Annotated in this window: 22 protein-coding genes; 14 read left to right on the top strand and 8 right to left on the bottom strand. The window is 62.1% G+C overall.

Going from position 1 to position 24,362, the window contains the following annotated elements:
* Window positions 1-43: 43 nt before the first annotated feature.
* Window positions 44-1,906 carry a CHASE2 domain-containing protein gene (locus tag ACO08A_RS09085; RefSeq protein ID WP_422040793.1) on the bottom strand — a complete coding sequence of 621 codons (1,863 nt, stop codon included), beginning with the start codon at window positions 1,904-1,906 and terminating at the stop codon, window positions 44-46.
* A complete protein-coding gene (locus ACO08A_RS09080; protein WP_422040792.1) occupies window positions 1,903-2,415 on the bottom strand; it encodes a FecR domain-containing protein in 513 nt (170 codons plus the stop codon). The genes ACO08A_RS09085 and ACO08A_RS09080 overlap by 4 nt, the downstream gene beginning before the upstream one ends.
* A gap of 127 nt (window positions 2,416-2,542) precedes the next feature.
* Between ACO08A_RS09080 and ACO08A_RS09075 the strand changes: the two genes are divergently transcribed.
* Entirely contained in the window at window positions 2,543-3,244 is a 702-nt protein-coding gene (locus ACO08A_RS09075) for a Crp/Fnr family transcriptional regulator (RefSeq protein WP_422040791.1), read from the top strand.
* 153 nt (window positions 3,245-3,397) lie between these two features.
* Window positions 3,398-4,141: an aspartate/glutamate racemase family protein gene (locus ACO08A_RS09070; RefSeq protein ID WP_422040790.1), complete on the top strand. Its 744-nt coding sequence runs from the start codon at window positions 3,398-3,400 to the stop codon at window positions 4,139-4,141.
* Window positions 4,142-4,184: 43 nt separating this feature from the next.
* On the opposite strand, the gene ACO08A_RS09065 is transcribed toward ACO08A_RS09070, so the two are convergent.
* Window positions 4,185-4,883, bottom strand: a complete 699-nt coding sequence (locus ACO08A_RS09065) for a GntR family transcriptional regulator (protein WP_319385182.1) — start codon at window positions 4,881-4,883, stop codon at window positions 4,185-4,187.
* Between the two features lie 170 nt (window positions 4,884-5,053).
* Between ACO08A_RS09065 and ACO08A_RS09060 the strand changes: the two genes are divergently transcribed.
* The 7 genes from ACO08A_RS09060 (at window position 5,054) to ACO08A_RS09030 (ending at window position 12,622) form a co-directional block, all read left to right on the top strand.
* Window positions 5,054-6,733, top strand: a complete 1,680-nt coding sequence (locus tag ACO08A_RS09060; protein ID WP_422040789.1) for a thiamine pyrophosphate-binding protein — start codon at window positions 5,054-5,056, stop codon at window positions 6,731-6,733.
* Window positions 6,734-6,736: 3 nt separating this feature from the next.
* Window positions 6,737-7,990 (top strand): NAD(P)/FAD-dependent oxidoreductase, encoded by a 1,254-nt coding sequence (locus tag ACO08A_RS09055; protein WP_422040788.1) that lies wholly within the window; start codon window positions 6,737-6,739, stop codon window positions 7,988-7,990.
* 71 nt (window positions 7,991-8,061) lie between these two features.
* Complete coding sequence (locus ACO08A_RS09050; RefSeq protein ID WP_422040787.1) at window positions 8,062-9,042, top strand: TRAP transporter substrate-binding protein; 981 nt, start codon at window positions 8,062-8,064, stop codon at window positions 9,040-9,042.
* Window positions 9,043-9,110: 68 nt separating this feature from the next.
* A complete protein-coding gene (locus tag ACO08A_RS09045) occupies window positions 9,111-9,638 on the top strand; it encodes a TRAP transporter small permease (protein ID WP_422040786.1) in 528 nt (175 codons plus the stop codon).
* Window positions 9,639-9,641: 3 nt separating this feature from the next.
* On the top strand, window positions 9,642-10,952 hold the full coding sequence (locus ACO08A_RS09040; RefSeq protein ID WP_421980793.1) for a TRAP transporter large permease: 1,311 nt from the start codon (window positions 9,642-9,644) through the stop codon (window positions 10,950-10,952).
* A gap of 67 nt (window positions 10,953-11,019) precedes the next feature.
* Window positions 11,020-11,454, top strand: coding sequence for a universal stress protein (locus ACO08A_RS09035; RefSeq protein ID WP_422040785.1), 435 nt, complete (start codon window positions 11,020-11,022; stop codon window positions 11,452-11,454).
* A gap of 43 nt (window positions 11,455-11,497) precedes the next feature.
* A complete protein-coding gene (locus ACO08A_RS09030) occupies window positions 11,498-12,622 on the top strand; it encodes an enolase C-terminal domain-like protein (RefSeq protein WP_422040784.1) in 1,125 nt (374 codons plus the stop codon).
* A 304-nt stretch (window positions 12,623-12,926) separates the two neighbouring features.
* On the opposite strand, the gene ACO08A_RS09025 is transcribed toward ACO08A_RS09030, so the two are convergent.
* Together ACO08A_RS09025 and ACO08A_RS09020 are read right to left on the bottom strand one after the other, a co-directional pair.
* The gene (locus tag ACO08A_RS09025) at window positions 12,927-13,673 is read right to left on the bottom strand and encodes a response regulator (protein WP_421980796.1); all 747 of its coding nucleotides are present in this window, start codon (window positions 13,671-13,673) and stop codon (window positions 12,927-12,929) included.
* On the bottom strand, window positions 13,654-14,952 hold the full coding sequence (locus tag ACO08A_RS09020; protein WP_422040783.1) for a GAF domain-containing sensor histidine kinase: 1,299 nt from the start codon (window positions 14,950-14,952) through the stop codon (window positions 13,654-13,656). The genes ACO08A_RS09025 and ACO08A_RS09020 overlap by 20 nt, the downstream gene beginning before the upstream one ends.
* A 237-nt stretch (window positions 14,953-15,189) precedes the next feature.
* Between ACO08A_RS09020 and ACO08A_RS09015 the strand changes: the two genes are divergently transcribed.
* From ACO08A_RS09015 to ACO08A_RS08995, 5 genes are read left to right on the top strand one after another with little or no spacing between them, the layout of a single operon-like run.
* Window positions 15,190-16,074 carry an SMP-30/gluconolactonase/LRE family protein gene (locus ACO08A_RS09015; RefSeq protein WP_422041732.1) on the top strand — a complete coding sequence of 295 codons (885 nt, stop codon included), beginning with the start codon at window positions 15,190-15,192 and terminating at the stop codon, window positions 16,072-16,074.
* A 37-nt stretch (window positions 16,075-16,111) separates the two neighbouring features.
* Window positions 16,112-17,134, top strand: a complete 1,023-nt coding sequence (locus tag ACO08A_RS09010; RefSeq protein WP_422040782.1) for an ABC transporter substrate-binding protein — start codon at window positions 16,112-16,114, stop codon at window positions 17,132-17,134.
* Between the two features lie 38 nt (window positions 17,135-17,172).
* Window positions 17,173-18,654 carry a sugar ABC transporter ATP-binding protein gene (locus ACO08A_RS09005; RefSeq protein WP_422040781.1) on the top strand — a complete coding sequence of 494 codons (1,482 nt, stop codon included), beginning with the start codon at window positions 17,173-17,175 and terminating at the stop codon, window positions 18,652-18,654.
* A 5-nt stretch (window positions 18,655-18,659) separates the two neighbouring features.
* Window positions 18,660-19,598, top strand: a complete 939-nt coding sequence (locus ACO08A_RS09000) for an ABC transporter permease (RefSeq protein ID WP_421984407.1) — start codon at window positions 18,660-18,662, stop codon at window positions 19,596-19,598.
* On the top strand, window positions 19,595-20,545 hold the full coding sequence (locus ACO08A_RS08995; RefSeq protein WP_422040780.1) for an ABC transporter permease: 951 nt from the start codon (window positions 19,595-19,597) through the stop codon (window positions 20,543-20,545). The genes ACO08A_RS09000 and ACO08A_RS08995 overlap by 4 nt, the downstream gene beginning before the upstream one ends.
* A 70-nt stretch (window positions 20,546-20,615) precedes the next feature.
* Here the strand turns inward: ACO08A_RS08995 and ACO08A_RS08990 are convergent, their stop codons facing one another.
* From ACO08A_RS08990 to mgrA, 3 genes are read right to left on the bottom strand one after another with little or no spacing between them, the layout of a single operon-like run.
* A complete protein-coding gene (locus ACO08A_RS08990; protein WP_422040779.1) occupies window positions 20,616-21,671 on the bottom strand; it encodes a sugar phosphate isomerase/epimerase family protein in 1,056 nt (351 codons plus the stop codon).
* Window positions 21,672-21,716: 45 nt separating this feature from the next.
* A complete protein-coding gene (locus tag ACO08A_RS08985; protein ID WP_422040778.1) occupies window positions 21,717-23,309 on the bottom strand; it encodes a glycoside hydrolase family 43 protein in 1,593 nt (530 codons plus the stop codon).
* Complete coding sequence (gene mgrA, locus ACO08A_RS08980) at window positions 23,306-24,352, bottom strand: L-glyceraldehyde 3-phosphate reductase (protein ID WP_422040777.1); 1,047 nt, start codon at window positions 24,350-24,352, stop codon at window positions 23,306-23,308. Before mgrA ends, ACO08A_RS08985 begins: the two co-directional genes overlap by 4 nt.
* Between the last annotated feature and the right edge of the window lie 10 nt (window positions 24,353-24,362).

The raw sequence follows: 24,362 nt of genomic DNA, 5'->3' as shown, positions 1-24,362 counted from the left end.
GCCGCCACCTGTTCTTGCCCTGCACGATAAACGGCACGTCCCTTCATCCGGTTCCACCGGGCGCAACAAAGCCGGGCGGGATCTCGCCTGATCGCCACAGGCCGACGGTCAGTTCCTGTTGCCGTCCGCGGATCGCAACCGTCGCCTGGCGCGGTGGCGAACAATCCACTTCGGTCATTGCCGAGGCGGCGCGCATCAGGTTGGACGAGAGCACGACCGAAGCGTCGTGGTCCTTGGCGACTTCCAGCAGGCGGGCGGCCACGTTGACACAGTCGCCGGTTGCCGCGATCTGCTGCTGACTGTCATGGCCGAGGCGGGACAGGACGACCTCTCCGACATGCGCGCCCACCCGCACGCGACTGATACGCCCGCTCATGCCGGCATCGGCGATCCACTGGCTGACACGGCGCTCCAGCTCAAAACAGCAGCCGGCAGCGTTCACAGGATCTTCTGCCGCGGCATCCGGGATGCCGAAACCGAGCATGGCGCCATCGCCCATGAAGTCGAGCACCACGCCGTCATACTGGCTGACGACGTCCACGACGATGGTGTGAAACTCCTTCAGGAAGTCCCGGGTTCTGACGGGACCGAGTTCTTCGCTGAGCCCGGTATATCCCGAAAGATCGACGAACAGCATCGCGGCGTCCTGCTCCTTCGGGACGGCAAGGAAAGAAGGGTCTTCGGCGACACGGCCGGCCAGTTTCGGCGACTGGAACCGGCTCAGAGCGGCGCTGGCACGTGCCAGCTTCTGGGAACGAAGACGTTCGAAAACCTGTCGTGACAGGAGCAGGGCGATGACCGGCGGCAGGCTCGCGGCAAAGGGAAGCGCCGCATTCATCCATTGCCCCTGCCCGAACAGGATCATCGTGAGCGCGAGCCAGCCGGTGAGCAGGGCGATATAGAAAAAGACGGCTGGGGCGAGCGGCAGAAAGGCAATGGCGGCGAGGCCCAGAAGCGTGATTGTCAGGGCGGCTGCAGCGTCGGTGAGGCGGATTGCGCCCGTGCGCAGGAGCGCTGATCCGTCGAGAAGATTGGCGATGCCCGTTGCCTGTATCTCGACGCCGGGCATGACCGGGTCGAAGGGGGTCGCGAACCGGTCGCCAACGGCCGTCGCCGTGACGCCGAGAACGGCAAGGCGGCCGCGCAAGTCGACGGGGTCACCGTCAAGCAGGCGCGCCGCGCTGATCGTTTCGACAGTTTCGGCCGGGCCATAATAATTGAGGGCGAGATGCCACCCGAGATCGAGCGGCTGGACGCGGTCGCCAATGCGGACACCCTCTTCGGTGAGGCTTGGCGTCCGCCCCGAAGCGAGTTCCAGTGCCTTGAGGCCGAAGGACGGTTGCAGTCCCGATCCGGACAGGAACAGGAGAGGGATGTGCCGGGGCGTCCCGCCGTCATCTGTCACGATATTTACCAGTCCCACGGTGGCGGCTTCCGCGAACCGTGGGTCGGGAGCCAGCGCTTCGCGAACGACGGGAACCGCACTTGCCGTCTGCTGTGCATCGGCGACCCGTGCAGCGGCGGCAATCACCGCCGGGAGGCTCTCTAGCGTTGCCGCAAGTGCGGCGTCATCCGTTTCCGTCGATTCCCCTGACAGCAGAATGTCGATGGCGATCGCGGCCGCGCCGGCCTCGCGGATCCCGGTCACCAGTTCCGCGAGCGTATTCCGGTCGAGGGGATAGGTTCCGACCTCCGACACGGTCCGGTCGTCGATGGCGACGATGGTGATGTTCTCCGGGGCGGGCCGTTCACCGGCAAGCGAGATGCGCAGATCAAGCAGCACCGTCTCGAAACGATCGATGACGCTCGCCGTGCCTGAAAGATGCTGCTGGCAGAGCAACGCCGCCCAGACCAGGCCCGAAAGCAGCGCGAGAGCAGCAACCCAGCGCGGCAGCGCAGACGTCATCGCCCGAAGCGGTTCAACAGGTTCGTGACACGCTGAGCGCCCCATTCGCGTACCACCAGAGGCTCGCCCGGGGTAACGTCGACCCCGAACCCGGGACCGAGAACGACCGTGTCGCTGCCATCAGGCCTGGAGACCGCCACCTCGCCCTCGGCGACGAAGACCGCTGTCTTGCCATCTTCCACGTCGACGGCGTATTCGGTCCCGCGAACGGCGGCGATCGCGTGCGGCGTGCGGATCTGGAACGGGCCGCTGCCCGGTTCCATTTCGATCAGGACCGCGTCTGAAGACACCTCGACATCGGTGGGTCGGCCGTCGGGCGCGGCCGTCACGATGCCGAGCGCAGTTGCCGCTTCCGCTTCGATGACCAGACCGCCCGGACATTGATAGGCGATCCGGGGCGGGTCTGTGAGGTCGGCCGCGGTGCATCCCGCGAGCGTCTGCGCCGCCGTTACGCGAGGCAACACGATGACCAGGAGCGAGAGCAACGCTGGCAGAACGAAGTTTCTCATTGTCACCTCTTCGGAAAGTGCTTTTCAAACGGGCTCAATTGGTAGCATACCTGCATGTCGGTAGCAGACCGTGCTTAAAGTTGTAAGAAGCCAATTGCGTCAAATATAGGCAGAAAGAGGTTAGAACATGGAAGCCGATCGCGAATTCGACAAGGAGAAGCTGCTCGGCAAGAGTTTCGTGTTCGACGCGCTCGATGACCAGGCGCGCCGCGAACTGGCGGCATTCGCCTATGTGAAACGTTTCCGGTCCGGAGACGTCATCTTCTCCATGGGCGATCCGGGCCAGAGCATGATGGCGATCGCCGAAGGCTCGGTCCGTGTCAGTATGCTGACGCCGAGCGCGCGCGAAATCACGTTGAACGATCTGCAGGCCGGCGACGTTTTCGGAGAAATTGCGCTGCTGGATGGCGGCGAACGTTCGGCCAGCGTCAAGGCGCTCACGAATTGCGCGCTGATCGTTCTGGAAAGAAGATCCCTGCTGGATGTGCTCAGCCGCAATCCGGACCTCTCCATCCACCTCATCGAACTGCTGTGCCAGCGGGTGCGCCGCTCTGACGAGCGCATGATCGAGATCGCGTTTCTGGATCTGCCCGCCCGCCTGGCGCGGCTCGTCATCCGCTTGACCGAGGCCGCGCCGGGATCGCCGGAAAAACCGTTGAAGAAACTCTCCCAATCCCAGTCTGAACTGGCCGGCATGATCGGCAACACTCGCGAGAACGTCAATCGTTGCCTTAGAAGATGGCAGAAGGCGGAGCTGGTCACGCTGCGCGACGGCTGGCTGATCATCGATAACCGCGATGCCCTGCAGGATCTGGCCGAAGGGGACTGATCGCCTTCCGCGCGCCCCGACACCGGTCTTTTGAACGTTGACCGGTCCGGGAACACCGGGAAGTTTTCAAGGGATCGATATTTCTGTATACAGGCCTGCGTTCAAATTTGTATATTTTGATACCACGGTCCACGGAGTGGGAAGGATGACCCGTTGACACCTCAGCGCGGCGGCAAGACCGTCTATGGAGCAAATGTCGGAATACTGATGCTGGAAACACGCTTTCCGCGCATTCCGGGAGATATGGGCAATGCCCTGACCTGGCCGTTCCCGGTTCAGTACCGGGTTGTCCGCGGCGCGTCGCCCGATCTCGTGGTCAGGTCCGACGCGCGCCCGCTTCTCGACGTCTTCATTGCAGCGGCAAGGGATCTTGTTGCCAGCGGTTGCGACGGCATCACGACGAATTGCGGCTTCCTGTCGATCCTGCAGGATCAACTCGCCCGGGAAATCGACGTTCCCCTGGCAACGTCTTCGCTGATGCAGGTGCCCATGGTCCAGTCGACGCTTGCCCCCGGAAAACGGGTCGGCATCCTGACGATTTCCAGCGAAACGCTGACCCCCGACCATCTGAACGCCGCAAATGTGCCGCTGGATACACCTGTTGTCGGCACGGAAGGCGGCCGGGTGTTCACCCGGGATATTCTCGGCGATGCACCCGAGATCGACTTTGCCGCTTGCCGGGAGGACATGCGCGACGCGGCCCGGGATCTGGTTTCGCAACATGAGGGCATCGGCGCGATCGTCCTGGAATGCACCAACATGGTGCCCTACGCGGCCGATATCCGCAGGCTCACGGGCCTGCCTGTCTATTCGATCTACAACTACGTGCTCTGGTTCCAGCAAAGCCTTGCCCCGGCAAGGTTCCCGGACGAGCTGGACGACCCGCGCTGGGGGTGAGCAGGGACTTTCGGCCGGGTGGAAATGTCAGCCGGGCGCTGCTTCAAAGGCTCGGCACGTAAAGCTGCGAATAGGCGAGGCGGACGAGTTCGATGGTTTCCTCGCTGCGCCGTTCGATGTGGCTGCGCAGGGCCGTCACCGCAGTGTCCGTGTCCCTGTTTTTCACCGCGTCGACGATCTTGCGATGGGCGGGCAGGGACGGATCCTCATGCGCACCGTCTTCCATCTGTTCGCGGATCTGACGGAAATTGATCAGGCGGACGTAACGTATCCGTTCATTCAGGTTGCTGAGCAGCCTGACCAGTTCGCCATTGCCGGACAGCGCGGCAAGACGAAGATGGAACTCCTCGTCCTGCTGCAGCACTTCGGTGAGGTCCGTCGAGGTGAAATAGGTCTTCTCGAAATCGTCGAGATAGTCGCAAAGGGCCTGGATCTCGTCGTCCCCGGCGTTTTCGATCCCCCGGATGATGCCTTCTGTCTCGATGGCGCAGCGCGCCTGATAAAGCTCCAGCACCTTGGCCGGTTCCAACGGGCGGCAGAAGAAGCCCTGTCCCTTCGCAAGCGTCAGGAAACCTTCTGCGACGAGCCGGTTCAGGGCTTCGCGCAGCGGCGTTCGGCTAGCGCCAAGCCTGGTGGTCAGGGCGGATTCATTAATGCGCTCGCCCGGCTTGAAGTCGAAATTGATCGCCATGTCGCGCAGCGTCTCGTAGACGCGGTCAACGCTGCTGAGGCGCTTTGTCATTGTGGTCCCGCCGTGCACAGTCTGTTCGTCTGCTCCCTGATAGATCAAAAACCGCGCTTTGTGAACATTTGCGCCTTCACATTTGCCTACAGAGCTGTATACAATATTGAGTGCAGCTGATCTTGCCTGCGTGGAATGCGTCTTGTCTGGGGGATATGGTGCGAAACACAATGAACGGCGCTGAGGCGATGGTGCGGTCCCTGGAGGCCCACGGGGTGCGGCACATCTTCGGGCTTTGCGGCGACACCACGCTGCCTTTCTACGACGCCATGCACAACCTTGACCATGGCATCACCCATGTCCTGACGCGCGATGAGCGCAGCGCGGCCTATATGGCCGACGCCTATGCGCGCGTCACCGGGCGCGTCGGCGTGTGCGAGGGTCCGTCAGGCGGCGGCGCGACCTACATCCTGCCCGGCCTGATCGAGGCCAACGAAAGCTCCTATGCGGTGCTGTCGATCACGACCGACATATCGGTCGGGTCCTACGGCAAGTATCCCCTGACGGAGGTCGATCAGGAAGCGCTGATGCGGCCCCTTACCAAGTTCAACACGGTCATCAGGCGTGCCGATCACATACCGCGCATGGTGCGTCAGGCCTTCCGCGCCATGACAACAGGCCGTCCGGGCTCGTCGCATCTCGGCCTGCCCTATGACATTCAATACGATCCGGTTCCCGCCGATGACATCTGGGCGGACCCGAAACTCAAATCGTTTCCGTCCTATCGCGCCGCGCCGGAGCCCGGTGCGGCAGAGGCGGCCGTCGAAGCAATCCTGACGGCGCAGTCGCCGCTGATCGTCTGTGGCGGCGGCGTCGTGATCGCCGGTGCAATGGATGAGCTCGACCGCATTGCGAGCCGCCTCGATCTCGCGGTGGCAACGTCCATTTCAGGCAAGGGGTCCCTTGCCGACACGCACCCGCTCTCGCTTGGTGTGGTCGGGTCGAACGGCGGAACCGACGAAACCTGGGAAATGATGGAGGCCGCCGACCTCGTTATCTTCATGGGATGCCGCGCCGGGTCCACCACGACCTCGCGCTGGGAAGCACCCAAGCCCGGTCAGCGCATCGTGCATTTCGACAGTGACCCGATGACGATCGGCGCAAATTATCCGACCGAGGTCGGCGTGGTCGCCGATTTGAAGCTGGCTCTGGAGGCGGTCAACGCCTGTCTCGACACCCGTGAAGGCGTGCTGCCGTCCTTCGACGGCGCAGCAAAGGTCGCCGATATCAAGGCCCGCAAATTCGCAAAGTTCCAGGCACTGGTCGAAAGCGACACGGACCTGATCATTCCCGAACAAATCATTGACACCTTGAACAAAACCCTTCCTCATGATGCGATCGTGGTTTCGGATCCTGGAACAAGCTGCCCCTATTACAATGCCTATTCGCAGCAACAGCATGCTGGACGTCAGTACATCACCAACCGTGCGCACGGCGCGTTGGGCTACTCGCTGTCGGCTGCTCTCGGGGCATGGTACGGGCAGCCGGACAGGAAAGTCGTTGCCATGATGGGGGACGGGTCTTTCGCGTTCGCCTGCGGCGAGCTGGAAACGGTCGTGAGATCCGCAGCGCCGATCACCTATGTCGTCTTTTCCAATTCCGCCTTCGGCTGGATCAAGGCGAGCCAGTATGCCGACTGCGACAAGCGTTATTACAATGTCGATTTCAATCGGACCGACCAGGCCGCGGTTGCCGCCGCATTCGGCCTGAAGACCTGGAAGGTCGAGAAGGGCGAGGATCTGGAAGGCGTCATGCGCGAGGCCATGGCCCATGACGGACCGACGCTTGTCGACGTGATCTGTCAGCCACTCGAAGAAGCCGCCGCCCCTGTGCGGCGCTGGATGGGGTGAGCGATGGGCCCGGCTGCGTCTCCCCTTGTCGTTGTGATCGGTGCCGGCGTCGTCGGCGTTTCAACGGCAATCTGGCTGCGCAGGGCCGGCATAGACGTCACGATCGTCGACCGCGTTGAAGCGGGCACATCCGCTTCGACCTCTTACGGCAATGCCGGGGTTCTCGCGGCCTGTTCCGTTGCGCCCGTGACCGCGCCGGGTCTGGTGCGCAAAAGCCCGAAGATGCTCCTCAATCCGGACTTTCCGCTGTTCCTGCGCTGGTCCTATCTGCCGAAACTGACGCCCTGGCTGCTGAAATACCTGTCGCATGCCAATGACAAGGATACGCGCCGCATTTCCGAAGGCCTTGCGCCGATCCTTTACGATTCCCCGTCGCAGCACGACGCCCTGGCCAGGGGAACGGGTGCCGAAGACTGGCTGGTCCATTCCGACTACAGTTTCGTCTATCCCTCGCGCGCCGCGTTCGAGGCGGATGAATATACTTGGATGATCCGGAGGATGGCCGGTTTCGAGCCAGACATTCTCGAGGGCGACGCGGTCCGTGACTATGAACCGAACCTGTCGGCGGAAATGAAACTGCTGGCGGTCATGCACGATCACGGCTTCGTCCGCGATCCGGGCCGCTATGTTGCAGCGCTTGCGGAGGAAGCCAGGAAGCTGGGGGCCGGCTTCGTCCAGGCCGAGGTGAAGGATTTCACCTTCACCGATGGCCGGGTCACGCAGGTCATCACGGATGGCGACGACATCGACTGCACCCAGGTGGTCCTGGCGACCGGCGTCTGGTCCGGCTCCCTGGCAAAGAAGCTCGGTCTTGCCGTGCCGCTGGAATCCGAACGCGGCTACCACATCGTGTTGCAGGCCGCCGAAAACGGCCCTGCAACGCCCATGATGGTCACCACGGGCAAGTTTGTCGCAACACCGATGAAAGCCGGGCTGAGATGCGCCGGCGTTGTTGAATTCGGCGGACTGGAGGCGAGGCCTTCCAAGGCACCGCTCGACCTGCTGCGCAGGACGGTTGCGCAGACATTTCCGAAATTGACGTTCGAAAAGGAAGAGAGCTGGCTTGGTCATCGCCCGGCTCCTTCCGACAGTTTGCCACTGATCGGAGAAATCGGGGCATCTGGCGTCTTTGCCGGCTTTGGGCACCATCACGTCGGCCTCACGGCCGGCCCCAAAACCGGGCGCATTCTGGCGGGTCTCATCTCTGGAGACCGTCAGAACATTGACCTGTCGGCCTACGATCCGCAACGGTTCTGAGCCGGCGATACGCAAGCAGCGTGTCCCGCATAAGCGGGGCATGAGGGGACAGAATAACGAGGAGGTTCTCCATGTCCGGAATAACGAAAATCCTTATGGCCGGCGTCGCCGTTTCCACATTGGCGGCAGGCTCCGTATCCGCGGAAACCTGGGACATGCCCATGGCGTACGCGGCGACCAACTTCCACTCGGCAACCGGTGAGAAATTTGCCGAATGCGTGACACTCGGCACCGGCGGCGCCCTTGAAATCAAGACACATCCGGGCGGTTCCCTGTATTCGGGCGCCGAGATCAAGCGCGCAATCCAGACGGGGCAGGTCCCGATCGGGGAACGGCTGCTGTCGGGTCACCAGAACGAAAACGCGATATTCGGGTTCGATTCCGTGCCGTTCCTGGCAACGTCGTTCGAAGATTCCGAAAAGCTCTGGGAAGTGGCCAAAGAGCCCCTGACCGAGATTCTCAAGGAGCAGAACCTGCACCTGCTTTACTCCGTGCCGTGGCCTGCGCAGGGCCTTTACTTCGATCGTGAGGTAAACTCCCTGGACGACGTCAAGGGCCTGAAATTCAGGACCTACAACAACGCAAGTGCACGGATGGCGGAACTTGCCGGTATGCAGCCGGTCCAGATCGAGGCGGCTGAAATCAGCCAGGCCTTCGCGACTGGAGTCGCCCAGGGCATGGTGTCTTCCGGGTCTACCGGCTATGACCGCAAGATCTGGGAAAGCCTGTCGCACTATTACGCCGCCGACGCCTGGCTGCCGCGCAACTATGTCATGGTCAACATGGACAGCTGGAACGCGCTGGACGACACCACCAAGAACGTCATCAACGGCTGTGCGGCGATGGCGGAATATGCCGGTGACTGGCGGTCCATCCAGTACAACGAGTTCACCGTCAACGAGCTCGGCAAGAACGGCATGACCACCGGCCGCGTGAGCGACACCATGGCCGAGGAGCTTCGGGCCATCGGCGAGACCATGACGGGAGAATGGCTTGAGACCGCCGGCGATCAGGGCAAGGCCATCGTCGATGCATTCAAGGCAAAACAGTAGTCTACCCGCATGACAACATCTGCCCGGCGGCCATCGCCGGGCACACTTGCCTATGAAGGGGGATGGCGGTGGCTGTTTTCAAGCTTTTGCGCACCGGTCTTGATGCGCTCTACAAATTCGCCGGATATCTGGCGGCGGTTTTTCTGATCCTGATCCTCTTCTTCGTGGCCTCGCAGATGGTCGCAAGGTGGGGGGGCGGGATCATCACCGGCGCGCCCGACTTCACGGGTTACTGCATGGCGGCGGCATCCTTCCTGGCCTTGCCTTATGCATTGAACAGCGGCAGCCACATTCGCGTCAGCCTGTTGCTGACCGCGCTCGGTCGGTACCGCAAGTTCGGCGAGATCTGGTGCTGGGCGATCGCCAGTTACCTGACCTACCTGTTTGCGCGCTATGCCATCAAGTTCACCTATGAAAGCTACCGCTTCAACGAAATCAGCCAGGGGCATGATGCCTGGCCGATCTGGATACCGCAGATGTCCATGGCGATCGGCACCGTGCTTCTTGCGATCTGCGCATTCGACAATCTTGTGACGACGCTGTTCACGGGCCGGGACAATATCCATGCCCCCGGCGAGAAAGCGCAGGGGGATTAAGACATGGAAGAGATCTACCTCGTTCTCATTTTCCTGTTCGTCCTGTTCCTGCTTCTGGGAACCGGCGTCTGGGTCGGGCTCGCCCTTTTCGGCGTTGCCTATCTCGGGCTGGAAATGTTCACCTCGCGCCCGGCCGGCGACGCCATGCTGACGCGCATCTGGACCGGCTCTTCCAGCTGGACCCTGACGGCACTGCCACTGTTCATCTGGATGGGCGAGATTCTGTTCCGAAGTCGATTGTCGCAGGACATGTTCCGCGGCCTCAGTCCGTGGATGCAGCGCCTTCCCGGAGGGCTCGTCCATGTCAACATCGTCGGCTGCACGATCTTTGCCGCCGTTTCAGGCTCGTCGGCAGCAACGCTGACCACCGTGGGCAAGATGTCCATTCCCGAACTGCGCAAGCGCGGTTATCCCGAGTACATGACCATCGGAACGCTGACCGGCGCGGCAACGCTTGGTCTCATGATCCCCCCGTCGCTGACGCTGATTGTCTATGGCGTCGCCGTCGAGCAGTCTATTTCCAAGCTGTTCATGGCCGGCATCCTTCCGGGTATCGTGCTCGCGGGCATGTTCATGGCCTATGTAGCGGGCTGGTCATTCCTGCGGCCGAGTGAAGTGCCGAAGATTGCCAATCGCATGAGTTTTTCCGAAAAGCTGCGTGAAAGCCGGTTTCTGATCCCGATCATCCTGCTCATCCTGGTTGTCATCGGCTCCATGTATGGCGGCTGGGCTACGGCAACCGAAGCGGCCTCCATCGGTGTTATTGGGGCGTTCATCCTGGCGGCGGCGCAAGGATCGCTCAACAGGAAGACCTTTATCGACAGCCTGCTCGGAGCCACCAAGACATCGGCGATGATCGCGCTGATCCTGATGGGGGCGACGGCCCTGACGCTCGCCATGGGCTTTACCGGACTGCCGCGGGCCCTGGCGGAATTCATCGAGAGCCTTCAGCTGTCGCAGTTCTCGCTGCTGATGGCGCTGATGCTGTTCTACATCGTGCTCGGCATGTTTCTCGACGGCATTTCGTCCGTCGTTCTGACGATGGCGATCGTTCAGGAAATGGTCATTGGCGCGGGCATTGATCTGATCTGGTTCGGGATCTTCATCGTGATCGTGGTTGAAATGGCGCAGATCACGCCGCCTATCGGCTTCAACCTGTTCGTCATGCAAGGCATCACCAATCACGAAATGGGCTACATCGCGAAGACCGCGATCCCCCTGTTCCTGATCATGGTGCTCATGGTCTTCGTGATGATCTTCGTCCCCGAGCTGGCCACCTTCCTGCCAGACAACATGCGCGGTCCCCGAGGATGACATTTGCCGGAGATGGCTGAGCGCTGTCTCCGGCACCAACAGGAATACTTTCCAGGAGGATGTCGTCATGGCAAACGTCAAGATCATTGCCGCTGTGGATCTGCACCACAGGGAAGCCGATGCGTGTGTTGTCCGCGAAGCCATCATGCTGGCGCAAAGCCACGATGCCGGGGTCGAACTGGTCTTCGTGATTCCGGATCAGCAGAATACCTACGTCCAGGCCTATATCCCCGACGACATGCGCGACCAGGTGGAAACGGATGCCCGCAAGGATCTGGCCGATTATGCGGCCGGGTTTGACTGGAAGTCCGTACCCTGCACGACGGAAGTCCTGCGCGGCGTCGTCTATGAAAAACTGATCGAACATGCGGACAAGCTCACTGCCCGGTTCATTGTCATCGGCGCGAACCGGCCGAGCGTGAAGGATCTCTTCATCGGACCGAACGCGGCACGCGTGTCGCGGTTTGCGTCCTGCAGTGTTCTGGTCGTCCGGCCCGAATAGTTCTGTCCCCGCCGACCCTTTCCAATTCTGCTCGGAGGCGCGCGTGAGCGACCACAAGATCGAACACATCCGGGTTCACCGCATCAGCATTCCGGCGAAGGCTGTCCACTCGCATGGCAGCGGCGACGTTGCCGGGATCAACGTCGCGATCCTGCAAGTCACCACCGACACCGGCCTCATCGGCTGGGGCGAAGCCTCGCCTTGGCCGGTCTTCACCGGCACGGCTGAGGGGTGCGCCGCGGCCCTTCATGTGCATTTGCGGCCCCACCTGATCGGCGAGGATCCCGTGCAGGTCGAGAAGCACATGTCGACGGCGGACAAGATCATCGTCGGACATCCGGAAGCCAAGGCCGCGCTCGAAATGGCGCTGCTGGACATCACCGGCCAGATTTCCGGGCTTTCGGTTGCCGAACTCGTCGGCGGCAGACAGCGCGACCATATGGGCATGAGTTTTTCCATCGCAAATCCCGACTTTGACAAGGATCTAGAAGACGTTGCCGCGATGTGGGCGGACGGTGTCCGGATCTTCAAGTTCAAGACCGGATTTTCAGACCATCGCTTCGACCTCATGCGCCTGGAAAAGATGCGTGAGATCTACGGCGAGGAGGCCGATATCCGCATTGACTACAATCAGGGCCTGCCGGCCTATGATGCCGTGCGGCGGGTACGTGACCTGGAGGCCTTCCGCCCGACTTTCGTGGAACAGCCGGTCAAGATGCACGAGCGCGAGGTCCTGGCGCATATCACGCAGGTGATCGACGCACCGATCATGGCCGATGAGAGCGTGTTCGATCCCAAGGGGGCGCTCTATGCGGCGCAGATCCGCATGGCCAATATCTTCTCGCTCAAGATCATGAAGTCAGGCGGCATCCGCCGCGCGCTCGAGGTCGCGGCGATTGCCCGCGCCGCCGGGATCGAGGTCTACGGCGGCTGCATGTTCGAAACCGGACTGGCGCACACCGCCGGCGCGCATCTCATGGCGGCCGTGCCGGACCTGATCCTTCAGTGCGAATTCTACATGGCGACCTACTACGCCGAGGACGATATCCTGACCGAACCGTTCCCGGTCAGGAACGGGCGTGTCCATGTTCCAAAAGGCAAGGGACTGGGCGTTCAGGTGGACCCGGAGAAGCTCGAAAAATATGCGGTCGCCGATGTGCTTGAGTGAGGCGGACGCTGTCGCGAACCGCTGACGGCCTTGTTACCCCCCACCCCTGACCTCTCCCCCATCTGGGAGAGGGGGACGAGGCCGCACATGACGTGACCGGCAGTAACGTCAATCAGGCAAAATGTTCTCAGAATGACTTTCTGGTGGAACGGCATTCCCCTCCCCCTTGTGGGGCGGGGTTAGGGGTGGGGGTATCGATGCAGCTTGCAAGGCACCCCAACTCCGACAGGCGCCCTAAGCCTGGAAACACGGCATGTTGCCAATCCGTTTCATGGGGACAAAGCCTTTGAAACCTTGGTGAGCTTCAGTTGGGGACGGTCGTCTTGCTGGTTGCTTCCGCCCAGGTCTGGTAGTCGAGTTCGGCGGCTTCGATTGCCTTGCCGTTCACGAGCCGCCGCAAGAACGCGATGCTGACGGCGCGCGAGCGGCTGTTGTAGATCGCGGCTCCGTCCGGATCGCGGTCGGTATCCTGATCGAGTCCGAGCTTTTCGTAAAGCGCCTGCAACCGGCTTTGCACGCTGCGCAGTGAAATGCCGCGCCGCCTGGAAATCGTCCTGTCCGTCAGTCCGAGGGCGATGTCGATCAGGACCTCGTATTCGGCATCGGTCAGACCCTGCAGCCGGTCGTCGGCCCGCTGCTGAACGCCGCGCACCGTCCTGTCGATGATGCACTGCTCTTCCACGAAAACGCCCTGCAGCGCCAGTTTCAGGCGGTCTTCGGAGGCGGATTTCAGGATATAGCCGTAGGAGGCGCCGGGCGGAACGATCCGGGATATCCCCCGGACGTAGGCCTCGTCTGCATAGTTTGACCAGAACAGGATGCGCGTCTCGGGTTCCTGCCGCCAGATCGCACGCGCCGCTTCGACCCCGGTCCTGTTCGGCATCTGCAGATCCATGACGATCGCATCGGGGCGGTGCTTGGCGGCAAGCGCGATGCCCTCGTCCCCGTTCTGCGCTTCGGTCAGTTCCGTCACATCGGGCAGTTCCCGTTCCACGACCTCCCGCAGGAAGGAGCGGTGCAGGACATCGTCTTCAACTATCAAGATACGCATTGGTCTGATTTTGTTCTGGCAAGGGGAATGTGGGCGGATCGCCGAGCGGAAGGGACACGCGGACACGGGTTCCCGACAGGTCGGCGCAAGGTTCGATTTCGAACTGTGCCGAAATCAGGGTTGCACGCGTGCGCATGTTCTCGATCCCGCCGAGATGATCGCCGTCGTCGCCTGTGAGCCCGCAGCCGTCATCGGATATGGCGAGGCTCAACAAGCGCTCGGACTGCGAAAGCACGACGCGGATCCGGGAGGCATCCGCATGTTTGATCGCGTTGTTCACCGCCTCCTGCGCAATCCGGAAGAGGGCGATCTGATGGGTTTCCTGCAACGCGTTGCCGGCACCGTCGGTTTCGTCGGCGAACTCCACCGAGATCGGTCTTGCCTGGGAGGCGACCGCCCGTTCGAGCAGGGCTTCAATGCCCTGTTCGAAGCCGAACAGCTTCAGAACGCTCGGCCGGGCATCTTCGATGATGCTCCTGAGTTCCTGCAGGCATCCTTCCAGCCGGTCGGTCAGCGTGGTCAGTGTTTCGCCCGGAATCTTCGGGGCCTGCCTGAGCCGGCGCAATTCGTGGCTGAGCCGGGTCAGGTCGGCGAGGGTCTGGTCATGCAGGTCCATGCCGATCCTCTGCCGCTCCAGTTCGAGTGCTTCCGTCAGGCGCAGCGCACCGGCGCGCAGGCCTTCCGCGTGGGCATGGATTTCCGCCTGCCGGATGGCCGCCTTGCGGGCACGCTCACCCTGGTTCAGGGCATGGATATAGGAGGACAGCAGGTCGGCGACATACTGGGCGATCGTCACGTGGCTGTCTTCATAGATGTCGCGCGCGTGGCAGGAATAGGACAGGGCACCGATCACCTTGCCTTCCACCTGCAGCGGCACGTGCAGGCGGCTGCGCAGGCGGGCATCGAAGATCGGATCGCTGAACGCGCCGTCAAAGTGGAATCGCTCGTCCAGCTGGGCGTCCGCGGTCAGGATGAAATCTTCCTCGCCGCGCAGAATGCTGCGGATCGGGCTCACGGAAATCGGGACCGGCTCGGGCGCGTCACCCCACCCTGTATGCAGGCGAGCCTCGTAGGCAACATGCATGTCGCCTTCGCCGGTGAGAATGCAGACGTCGATGTGATCGTGGGGCAGAAAGTAACCGACCTCTTCAGACACCTTCTGGATCAGCGACTGAAAATCCAGTTGTCCGGCCACTGCCCGTGAGATCAGCAGAAACCGCTGCAGCATGGCCTCGGTGCTAATGGCGTTCGCTCCGGTACTTGTTTTTTCTTGCGCCAAGGATACCGGTCTCCGGTTTTTCTCTCCTGCGTCATTTCCGCTTTGTCGCCGTTGAAACCAGCATCAAGGGCTGCGGGTTCCCGCAAGAGGTTTGTCGAAACTACAGCATACAATGTGCGGGCGGCATGGAAAGCTCCCTGAACAACAAAGCAATCGCCGCCGGATCAGAACCTTGAAACCGGCGGACCAGGGAGACAGCGTCCATTGCATGATGGGGTCGAAATCGCGTGCGAACGCATGCGGGATCTTGTGATCCCGATCTGCGGTCTGGAGCGCCTCTACGAAAATTGCCTGTGGGCGGAGGGGCCCGCCTATTTTGCGGCAACGGATTGCGTTGTCTGGTCCGACATTCCCAACAACCGCATTCTGCAGTGGGTCGAAGGCCTTGGAACGCGGCCCCTGACGACGACGTCCAACCACGCCAACGGCAATACGATCGATTGCGAGGGCAGGCTGATCAGCTGCGAGCACCTGACCCGTTCCGTGACCCGCCGCGAACATGACGGCTCCCGGACCGTGCTGGCGTCGCACTCCGGCGGCAGGCGACTGAACTCGCCGAACGATGTCGTGGTGAAATCCGACGGGTCCGTATGGTTCACGGATCCGACCTACGGCATCCTGACGGATTACGAGGGCGAGCGCGCCGAACCCGAGCAGGACGGCTGTTATGTCTATCGGCTCGATCCGGAAACGGGTGAGGTCGAGCCTGTCATCAAGACCATGGTGAAACCCAATGGTCTTGCGTTTTCGCTTGATGAAAAGCGGCTCTACGTCTCCGACACGGGTGTCTCTCATCTCGCCGGCGGACCGCATCACATCATGGTCTTTGAGCTCGGCGCTTCCGGCCGCCCCGAGAGCGAGAGCGTTTTTGCCGAGATTTCGCCGGGCGTGCCGGACGGCTTCAGGCTGGACGAGTTCGGCAACATCTGGACCAGCTCCGGTAACGGGGTTCAGGTCTTCGCGCCGGACGGAACTTATCTCGGGCGCATCGTCATTCCCGAAGCCGTCGCCAACCTGACATTCGGCGGTGCGAAAAACAATCGCCTGTTCATCACGGCCACGACGTCGCTTTATGCGATTTATGTCGGTGTCCGTGGGGCAACCAGGAGGAGAGCTTTCTGACTATCTGGAATTAAGGACTGATGATTGGGAGGAAATCATGAGAATACGTCAATCGATACTTCTTGCGACCACCGCTCTGGCCTTGACGGTCGCGGCCGTGCAGCCGTCTGTTGCTGACACGTCCGACAAGCGGATCGCGCTTTCGAACAACTATGCCGGCAACAGCTGGCGCCAGGCCATGCTCAAGTCCTGGGGAAAGAACGCCGAACAGGCGGTCAGCTCCGGCACAGTCGCCGCGGGTGACGCCTTTACCACCGCCGAGAACCAGGCGACGGAGCAGGCGGCCCAGATCCAGAACCTGATCCTGCAGGGCTATGACGCGATCGTCGTCAACGCGGCTTCACCGACGGCGCTGAACGGCGCGGTAAAGGAAGCCTGCGATGCCGGTATCGTCGTCGTCTCGTTTGATGGCGTCGTCACCGAACCCTGTGCCTGGCGCATCGCGGTCGACTTCAAGAAGATGGGCGAGATCCAGGTCGACTACCTGTCCGGCCGGCTGCCGGATGGCGGCGAGCTTCTGGAAATCCGCGGCCTTGCCGGTGTCTTCGTCGACGACGAAATCCACTCGGGCATCGAGGCAGGCGTCGCCAACCACGACAAGTTCAACGTCGCCGGTTCCGTACACGGCGAATGGACGCAGACGGTCGCCCAGAAAGCGGTTGCCGGTATCCTTCCGAGCATGCCGGATATCGTCGCGGTCGTGACGCAGGGCGGCGATGGCTACGGCGCGGCCCAGGCCTTTGCGGCTGCGGGGCGGCCGACACCGATCATCATCATGGGCAACCGCCATGACGAGTTGACCTGGTGGAAGGAACAAAAAGATGCGAACGGCTATGAAACCATGTCCGTTTCCATCGCACCGGGCGTGTCGACACTGGCCTTTTGGGTTGCGCAGCAGATCCTCGACGGACAGGATGTTCCCAAGGAACTGATCGTGCCTTTCCTGCAGATCGACCAGGCAGACCTTGAAGAGGGGCTCGCCAACACCGAGCCGGGCGGCGTCTCCAACGTCGAGTACTCTCTCGATGACGCCAAGGCCTACCTGGAAAGCGTGAAGTAAGGCGTGCCGGTACCGTCCGTTCGATTTCCGGAGGAGCAATGACGACGGAAACTGTGAGCCCTCTGATTTCCCTAACGGGAATTCAGAAGGTCTTCGGGGCGGTACAGGCCCTGAGCGGTGTGGATCTCGACATCCACACCGGAGAGTGTCTCGGACTTGTCGGCCATAACGGCGCCGGCAAGTCCACCTTGATGAACATCCTGGCCGGGACCCTGGAGGCGAGTGGCGGCAGCCTGTCGATCGCCGGCACGGATCTCGGCCGGGGTTACGCGGTGCAGGATGCCGGCAGGCTCGGCATCCGCTGTGTCTTTCAGGAACTGTCGCTCTGTCCCAACCTGTCGGTTGCCGAGAACACGCGCATCATTCATCCGGTGCTCAAGGGGCTCGGCTGGAGGCCGCGCGCGGCCGCGCTGATCATGGAACGGCTCGATCTGATCTTCCCCGGGCACGGCGTGAGCGCTTTCGATATTGTCGGCGACCTGTCGATTTCCAAGCGCCAGATGGTCGAGATCGCGCGTGCCTTCACGGTCACCGACACGCAAATCCGGCTGGTCATTCTGGACGAACCGACATCGTCCCTGGATGCGCGGGTTGCCGAGCAGCTCCTGGACTATGTCGGGCGGGTCACGGCTGAGGGCATCAGCGTGATCCTCATTTCCCATCTGCTAGGCGAAATCCTCCAGGTGTCCAGCAAGATCGCCGTCATGAAGGACGGCCGGGTCGTCGCCTTCAGGGACGCGTCAGGCTTCGACCGCGGCAGCCTCGTCGAGGCCATGGGCAGTACGGTCGTTGCCGGCGTTGCCCCGCGCAGGGATGCCGCGCCACCCAAGGCCGTGAGCGAGGAGCGCATCCACATGCGCCCGCCCGAGCAGCCCGATGACCAGAGCATCAGGGCGCAGGCCGGGGAAGTCGTCGGCTTTGCCGGACTGTCCGGTCAGGGCCAGACGGAGGCACTGCTGCAGATTTTCGACGGGCACGGTGTGCTGCCTTCCGGTGCGCAGGACACGGGCTGCTGCTTCATTGCCGGGGACAGGCAGGTGGACGGCGTTCTGCCGCTCTGGTCGATCCGCAAGAATATCGGCATCTCCTCGCTGAAAAGACTGTTGTCGGGCCTCCTGATCCAGAACGGGAAGGAACGCGAACTCGCCGATGCCTGGAAGGAACGGATCGGCATTCGGGCACCGGATGTCGAAGCGCCGATCCTGTCGCTCTCGGGCGGCAATCAGCAGAAGGTCCTGTTTGCGCGTGCGCTCGGGTCTGCGGCAGACATCGTCCTCATGGACGACCCGATGCGCGGCGTCGATATCGGCACCAAGAACGAGGTCTATGCCATCATCCGCCAGGAAGCGTCGCAAGGACGCACTTTCCTTTGGTACACGACCGAAATGGAGGAGCTCGATTACTGCGACCGGGTCTACGTATTTCGCGACGGCGTCGTGAGCGAGACCCTGACCGGCGCCGAAATCACCGAGGAAAATGTTCTCAGGGCCTCGTTCAAACAGGTAAGCGGGGCGGCATGACGGCATTGGGATTTTTTGCTTCGGCCCGTTTCTGGCGGGGGGCGCTGCCGGCGCTGTCCCTGACCTTCGTCCTGCTCGGCGTGTTCTGGCTTCAGCCGCGCGCGATGAGCTATTTCGGACTGAATCTCCTGTTCAATCTGGCCGTGCCGATCGCGCTTGCGACGATTGCCCAGATGTTCGTGATCGCGGTCAATGACCTGGATCTGTCGATCGGAAGTTTCGTGTCGCTGGTCGCCTGTATCGGCGCGACCTGGCTGAACGAGACGCCGCTTCTGGGCATTGCCGCCCTGCTCGGCTGCATTGCCGTTTATGCGGCCATCGGCGCGCTGATCTATATCCGGCAGTTGCCGAGCATCGTGGTGACGCTCGGCATGTCGTTTGTCTGGTCCGGATGCGCGGTTCTTCTGTTGCCGACGCCGGGGGGCAGCGCGCCCGACTGGATCCGATCGCTGGTTACCCTGAAACCACCCTATGTCCCGATGCCGCTGGTCGCGGCGGCGGTGCTGGCGCTTGTCGTTCATTTCGCGCTGATGCGCACGTCGTGGGGCGTTCTCATGCGCGGTGTCGGCGGCAATGAAAGGGCGATCACGCGCGCCGGCTGGTCCGTGCTCAAATTGAAGATGACCATGTATGCCCTGACCGCGGTCTTCGGCATTCTGGCGGGTCTGACGCTGGTCGGGCTGGCGACCTCGGCGGATGCCAACATCGCGCTCCGCTACACCCTGCTGTCCATTGCCGGGGTCATTCTCGGAGGTGGCGAATTCGTCGGTGGCCGGATCTCTCCCGTGGGCGCGGTTCTCGGAGCGATGACACTGACCCTGACAGCGTCGTTCCTGTCCTTCCTGCGCATCTCTCCGGACTGGCAGATCGGGGCGCAGGGCGCCGTGCTGATCATCGTTCTGGCGCTCAGGGCCATCGTCAACCGGCTGGAGGCGCGCAAATGAAACAGCTCGAAATGTACATGCGCCAACACCCGTGGAGCTGGTCTTTCCTGGCCGCGTTCCTGACCTGGGCCGTCACGGCCGCCTATATCAGCGGCACCGGCGGATTGGCGCTGGCTTCAACCGCGCTTTCCTTTTCCACCTTCTTCGTGATGGTCGGCATCGGCCAGATGTTCGTGATCACGCTCGGGCCCGGCAATGTCGACCTTTCGATCCCGTCGACGATCACCCTGTCGGCGGTGGTGTCCATGATGGTCATGGACGGAACCAACGCGATGATCCTGCCGGGCATCCTGGCAGCGGTCGCCGTCGGCGTCCTGGTGGGTCTCTTCAACTACGGCCTGATCCGGGTGCTGACGATCCCGCCGATCATCGCCACCATGTCGTCCAGCTTTCTCGTACAGTCGAGCGCGATCGCGCTGGGGCGGGGCGTCAAGATCAAGCCACCGGCGGCGCTCGAATGGATTTCCACGTCGAAGATGATGGGCGTGCCGGTTCTCTCGCTCCTGGTGATTGCGTTCGCAATCGTCATGGCCGTGCTTTTGAACCGAACGGTTTACGGACGCTCCGTCACCGCCTTCGGCCAGAACACGCGGGCTGCGCGGCTGGCCGGTGTCCCGATCGAGCGCATTCGCTATCTGACCTATACGCTCTCCGCCGTGCTGGCCGCCGTGTGCGGGGTTTTCCTGGCCGGGTTCTCCGGAGGCTCGTCTCTGAACATGGGCGAGGAATACCTGCTTGCCTCGATCGCGGTCGTGGTGATCGGCGGCTCGTCCATCGCAGGCGGCAACTCCAACGTCCCGGGCATCTTCGGATCCGCGCTGTTCCTGTTCCTGCTCGTGGCAATGTTGAATACGTTCGGCGCAGCAGCCGGTCTGCGGCTGATCCTCACCGGCCTGATCATCGTCGGCGTGGTGACCTTTGCCGGTGGCCGCAAGGAAAGCCGTTAGAGAAAAAAATCCCAGCAAAAAGCCGGAGCCTCCGAAAGGCACCGGCGTGTCTTCCCACGTTTCAGGCGGCTCAGAGCCCGAGCATCTTGCGGATCTGCTCCTGGTCGGTATCACCTCCCGCGAAGTCGTCGAATGCCTTGTCCGTGACCTCGATGATGTGGCTCTCGATGAAGGGCGCGCCTTCAGCCGCCCCCTGCTCGGGTGACTTCAGGCAGCATTCCCACTCCAGAACCGCCCAGCTGTCGTAGCCATACTGGGCAAGCTTGGAGAAGATGCCTGAAAAGTCCACCTGGCCGTCGCCGAGCGAGCGGAAACGGCCCGCGCGGTTCACCCAGCCCTGGTAGCCGGAATAAACGCCCTGGCGGCCGTCCGGATTGAATTCAGCATCCTTCACGTGATAGGCGCAGATCCGCTCGTGGTAGATGTCGATGAAGGCCAGGTAATCCAGTTGCTGCAGCAGGAAGTGCGACGGATCGTAGTTGATCTGGCACCGCGCATGGCCCCCGAGCGCCTCAAGGAACATCTCGAACGTGATGCCGTCGAACACATCCTCGCCTGGATGGATCTCGTAGCCGACATCGACGCCATTGTCCTCGTAGACATCCAGGATCGGTTTCCAGCGCCGGGCAAGTTCGGCGAAGGCTTCCTCGATCAGCCCCGCCGGCCGCTGCGGCCAGGGATAGAGATACGGAAATGCCAGCGAGCCGGTGAAGCTGACCGAAGCGGTCAGGCCAAGCCTCTTGCTGGCAACCGCCGCCTTCTTCATCTGATCGACCGCCCATTCCTGGCGCCCGGCCGGGTTGCCGTGAAGATGCGCCGGGGCGAAGCCGTCAAAGGCAAGGTCATAGGCCGGGTGAACGGCAACCAGCTGGCCCTGCAGGTGGGTCGACAGTTCGGTGATCTCCACACCCGCGTCCGCGCAGATGCCCGCGACTTCGTCGCAATAGGCCTGGCTTTCGGCCGCCTCGTCGAGATCGAAAAGCCGGCTGTCGAAGGTCGGGATCTGGATGCCCTTGTACCCGAGATCCGCTGCCCATTTCGCGATCGCGGGCAGGCTGTTGAAAGGCGCCTCGTCGCCGCCGAATTGCGCCAGGAAAATTGCGGGTCCCTTGATCAGTCCTGCCATTCTTGTCCTCCCAGTTGTTCTTGAACGGGCAGCGTGGCCGCGCCGTCAGGTTCCTTCAGGTGCATAAGTGAACCGGTCGAATTCCGCTGTCCTGCCCCCGCCGGTCACGTCGAAGGCAAGCATGCCCACGAAGGCCCCGGTGAAGGATGCATGTTCTCCACGGCCACCTTCGTCCGAAATGACGCTTGCATCAAGCTCCGGTCCGATGGGTTGCCAGCCGCCCTGCTGGCGCCAGTGGAATTGCTGGCGCGCACCGTCGACCGTTACCGCAAGGCCGACGGGGCCGTCGTCGATCGGGACAAACGCCGCCGGAAATGTCATGCGCCCGTCGGGCCAGTCGCCGGGACAGGACATCAGCATCAGGCAGCGGCCCTGTTCCTCGGTCCGGCTGACCGCAAGAAGGTGAAACTTGTGCCGGTTGTAGTAGGTCGTCAGCCCCGCTGCCTGCTGATAGGTGTCAGGTTCGAACGCAGTCAGCGTTGTCTCCGCACGAAAGGCGTGGTGTTCCTGTCTGCGCGCGATCAACGCCTGTTCGTTCCAGCTGCCGACGCTTTCGCGTCCGGTGAGACGCAGGGCTGATCCGGTCAGCGAAAACAGCCGGTCGGGATAGGGTGTCCTCAGCCACTGGAATTCCTCCGGCAGGATGGTGCCGTTGAAAACGCGCTCAAGTTTCCGGACCGGTCTCGGGCTTGCGTTGCCAAGACCGGGGACGTCGACCTGGGGCAGCGGGCCGTCGTCCGCAAGGTACAGCCAGTCGTTTTTCCAGACGCATTTCTGCAATCCCGTTTCCCGGCCCATGGGTGAAAAGCGTCCGGGCAACGGCCGGGAGCAAAGATGCGTGTGGTAGGTCTGGCCATCCGGCGTTTCGACGATCTGGCCGTGGCCGGCCCGCTGCAGCGGCCAGTCCGGCGCGTCCTTTGCCGTGATCAGATGCGTGTCGGGATGCAGCTCGTAAGGGCCGTCGATCGAGCGGGACCGCGCCATGGTAACGGCATGATTGTATCCCGTTCCGCCTTCGGCGACGGTGAGATAGTACCAGCCATTGCGTTTGAACAGGTGCGGCCCCTCCGTCAGACCGAGCGGACTGCCGGAGAAGATCTTCTTCGGCTGCCCGATCAGACCTTCCTTTTCCGACCACTCCTGCAGCAGGATGCCGTCAAAGGCGGAGGCTTTCGGTTTGCCTCCGACGGAACTTGAAATGTGGTTCCACTGGAGCACGAGGTACCATCTGCGTCCGTCGTCGTCGTGAAACAGGGACGGATCGAACCCGTGCGAGGAGAGATAGATCGGATCGCTCCAGGGGCCGTCGATCGAGGCGGACGTCACCACGTAGTTGTGGGCGTCCTTGAAGTTGCCGTCCAGGCGCTTGACGTCGGTATAGACCAGCCAGAACCATCCGTCCGCATGGCTCAGGCACGGCGCCCAGACACCGCCGCTGTCCGGGTTGCCGCGCATGTCGAGCTGTTTCGCCCGGTTTAGCGGCCGGCCTGCAAGGCTCCAGTTCACGAGGTCTTTCGACTTGTGGATCTGGACGCCCGGATACCATTCGAATGTCGACGTGGCGATGTAGTAGTCATTGCCCACGCGGCAGATCGAGGGATCCGGATTGAACCCGGGCAGGATCGGATTGCGGATCATTTTCGGGACGGTCCCGGCCGCTCGGACGAGGCCGCCCAAAGGTTGACATTCGCCTCGACCGTCGTTGCCTCGATTTCCTGCAGTTCCGCTTCGGTGAAACCCATGTTGTTGACGACCGCAGCGCAATCGCTCACCTGCTCGGGCCGGCTGGCGCCGATGAGCGCCGTGGTGACCCGTCCGTTGCGCAGAACCCAGGCGAGGGCCATCTGCGCGAGCGTCTGTCCGCGGCGCTCGGCAATCGCGTTGAGGGCGCGGATCGCTTCGAGCGTCTCCTCGCTCAGAAATTCGTTCCGGAGGGACTTGCCCTGTGTTGCCCGGCTGCCTTCCGGAATGCCCTTGAGATACTTGTTGGTCAGCATGCCCTGCGCCAGTGGTGTGAAGGCGATGGAGCCGATGCCGAGATCGTCCAGCGTGTCGAGAAGGCCGTCTTCTTCGACCCAGCGGTTGATCATGGAATAGCTCGGCTGATGGATCAGGCACGGTGTGCCGAGGTCCTTCAGGATCGCGGCCGCTTCCCGGGTCCGTTTGGAATTGTAGGAGGAGATGCCGACATAAAGCGCACGCCCGGACCGGACGATATGGTCGAGCGCCATCATGGTCTCCTCCAACGGTGTGTCAGGGTCGAAGCGGTGCGAATAGAAAATATCGACATAATCGAGCCCGAGCCGCTTCAGGGACTGATCGCAGGAGGCGATCAGGTATTTCCGGCTGCCCCATTCACCGTAGGGACCTGGCCACATGCCGTAGCCGGCCTTGGACGAGATGATCATCTCGTCCCGGTAGGGCGCGAAGTCCGTTTTCAGGATGTCCCCGAACGCTTCCTCTGCCGACCCCGGTGGCGGACCGTAATTGTTGGCAAGATCGAAATGCGTGATGCCGTGATCGAAGGCGGTGCGCACGATATCGCGTTTGCGTTCATGCGCGGTGTCGCCTCCGAAGTTATGCCAGAGGCCGAGCGAGATCACCGGCAGTTTCAGGCCGGATCTCCCGCAGCGGCGGTATTCCATGGTGTCATAACGTGCTTGTGCAGCTTGCCAGGTCATGAGGATTCCT

The organism is Roseibium sp., from assembly GCF_965232425.1.
Lineage (GTDB): Bacteria > Pseudomonadota > Alphaproteobacteria > Rhizobiales > Stappiaceae > Roseibium.
This window is presented reverse-complemented; position numbering and strand designations above follow the sequence as displayed.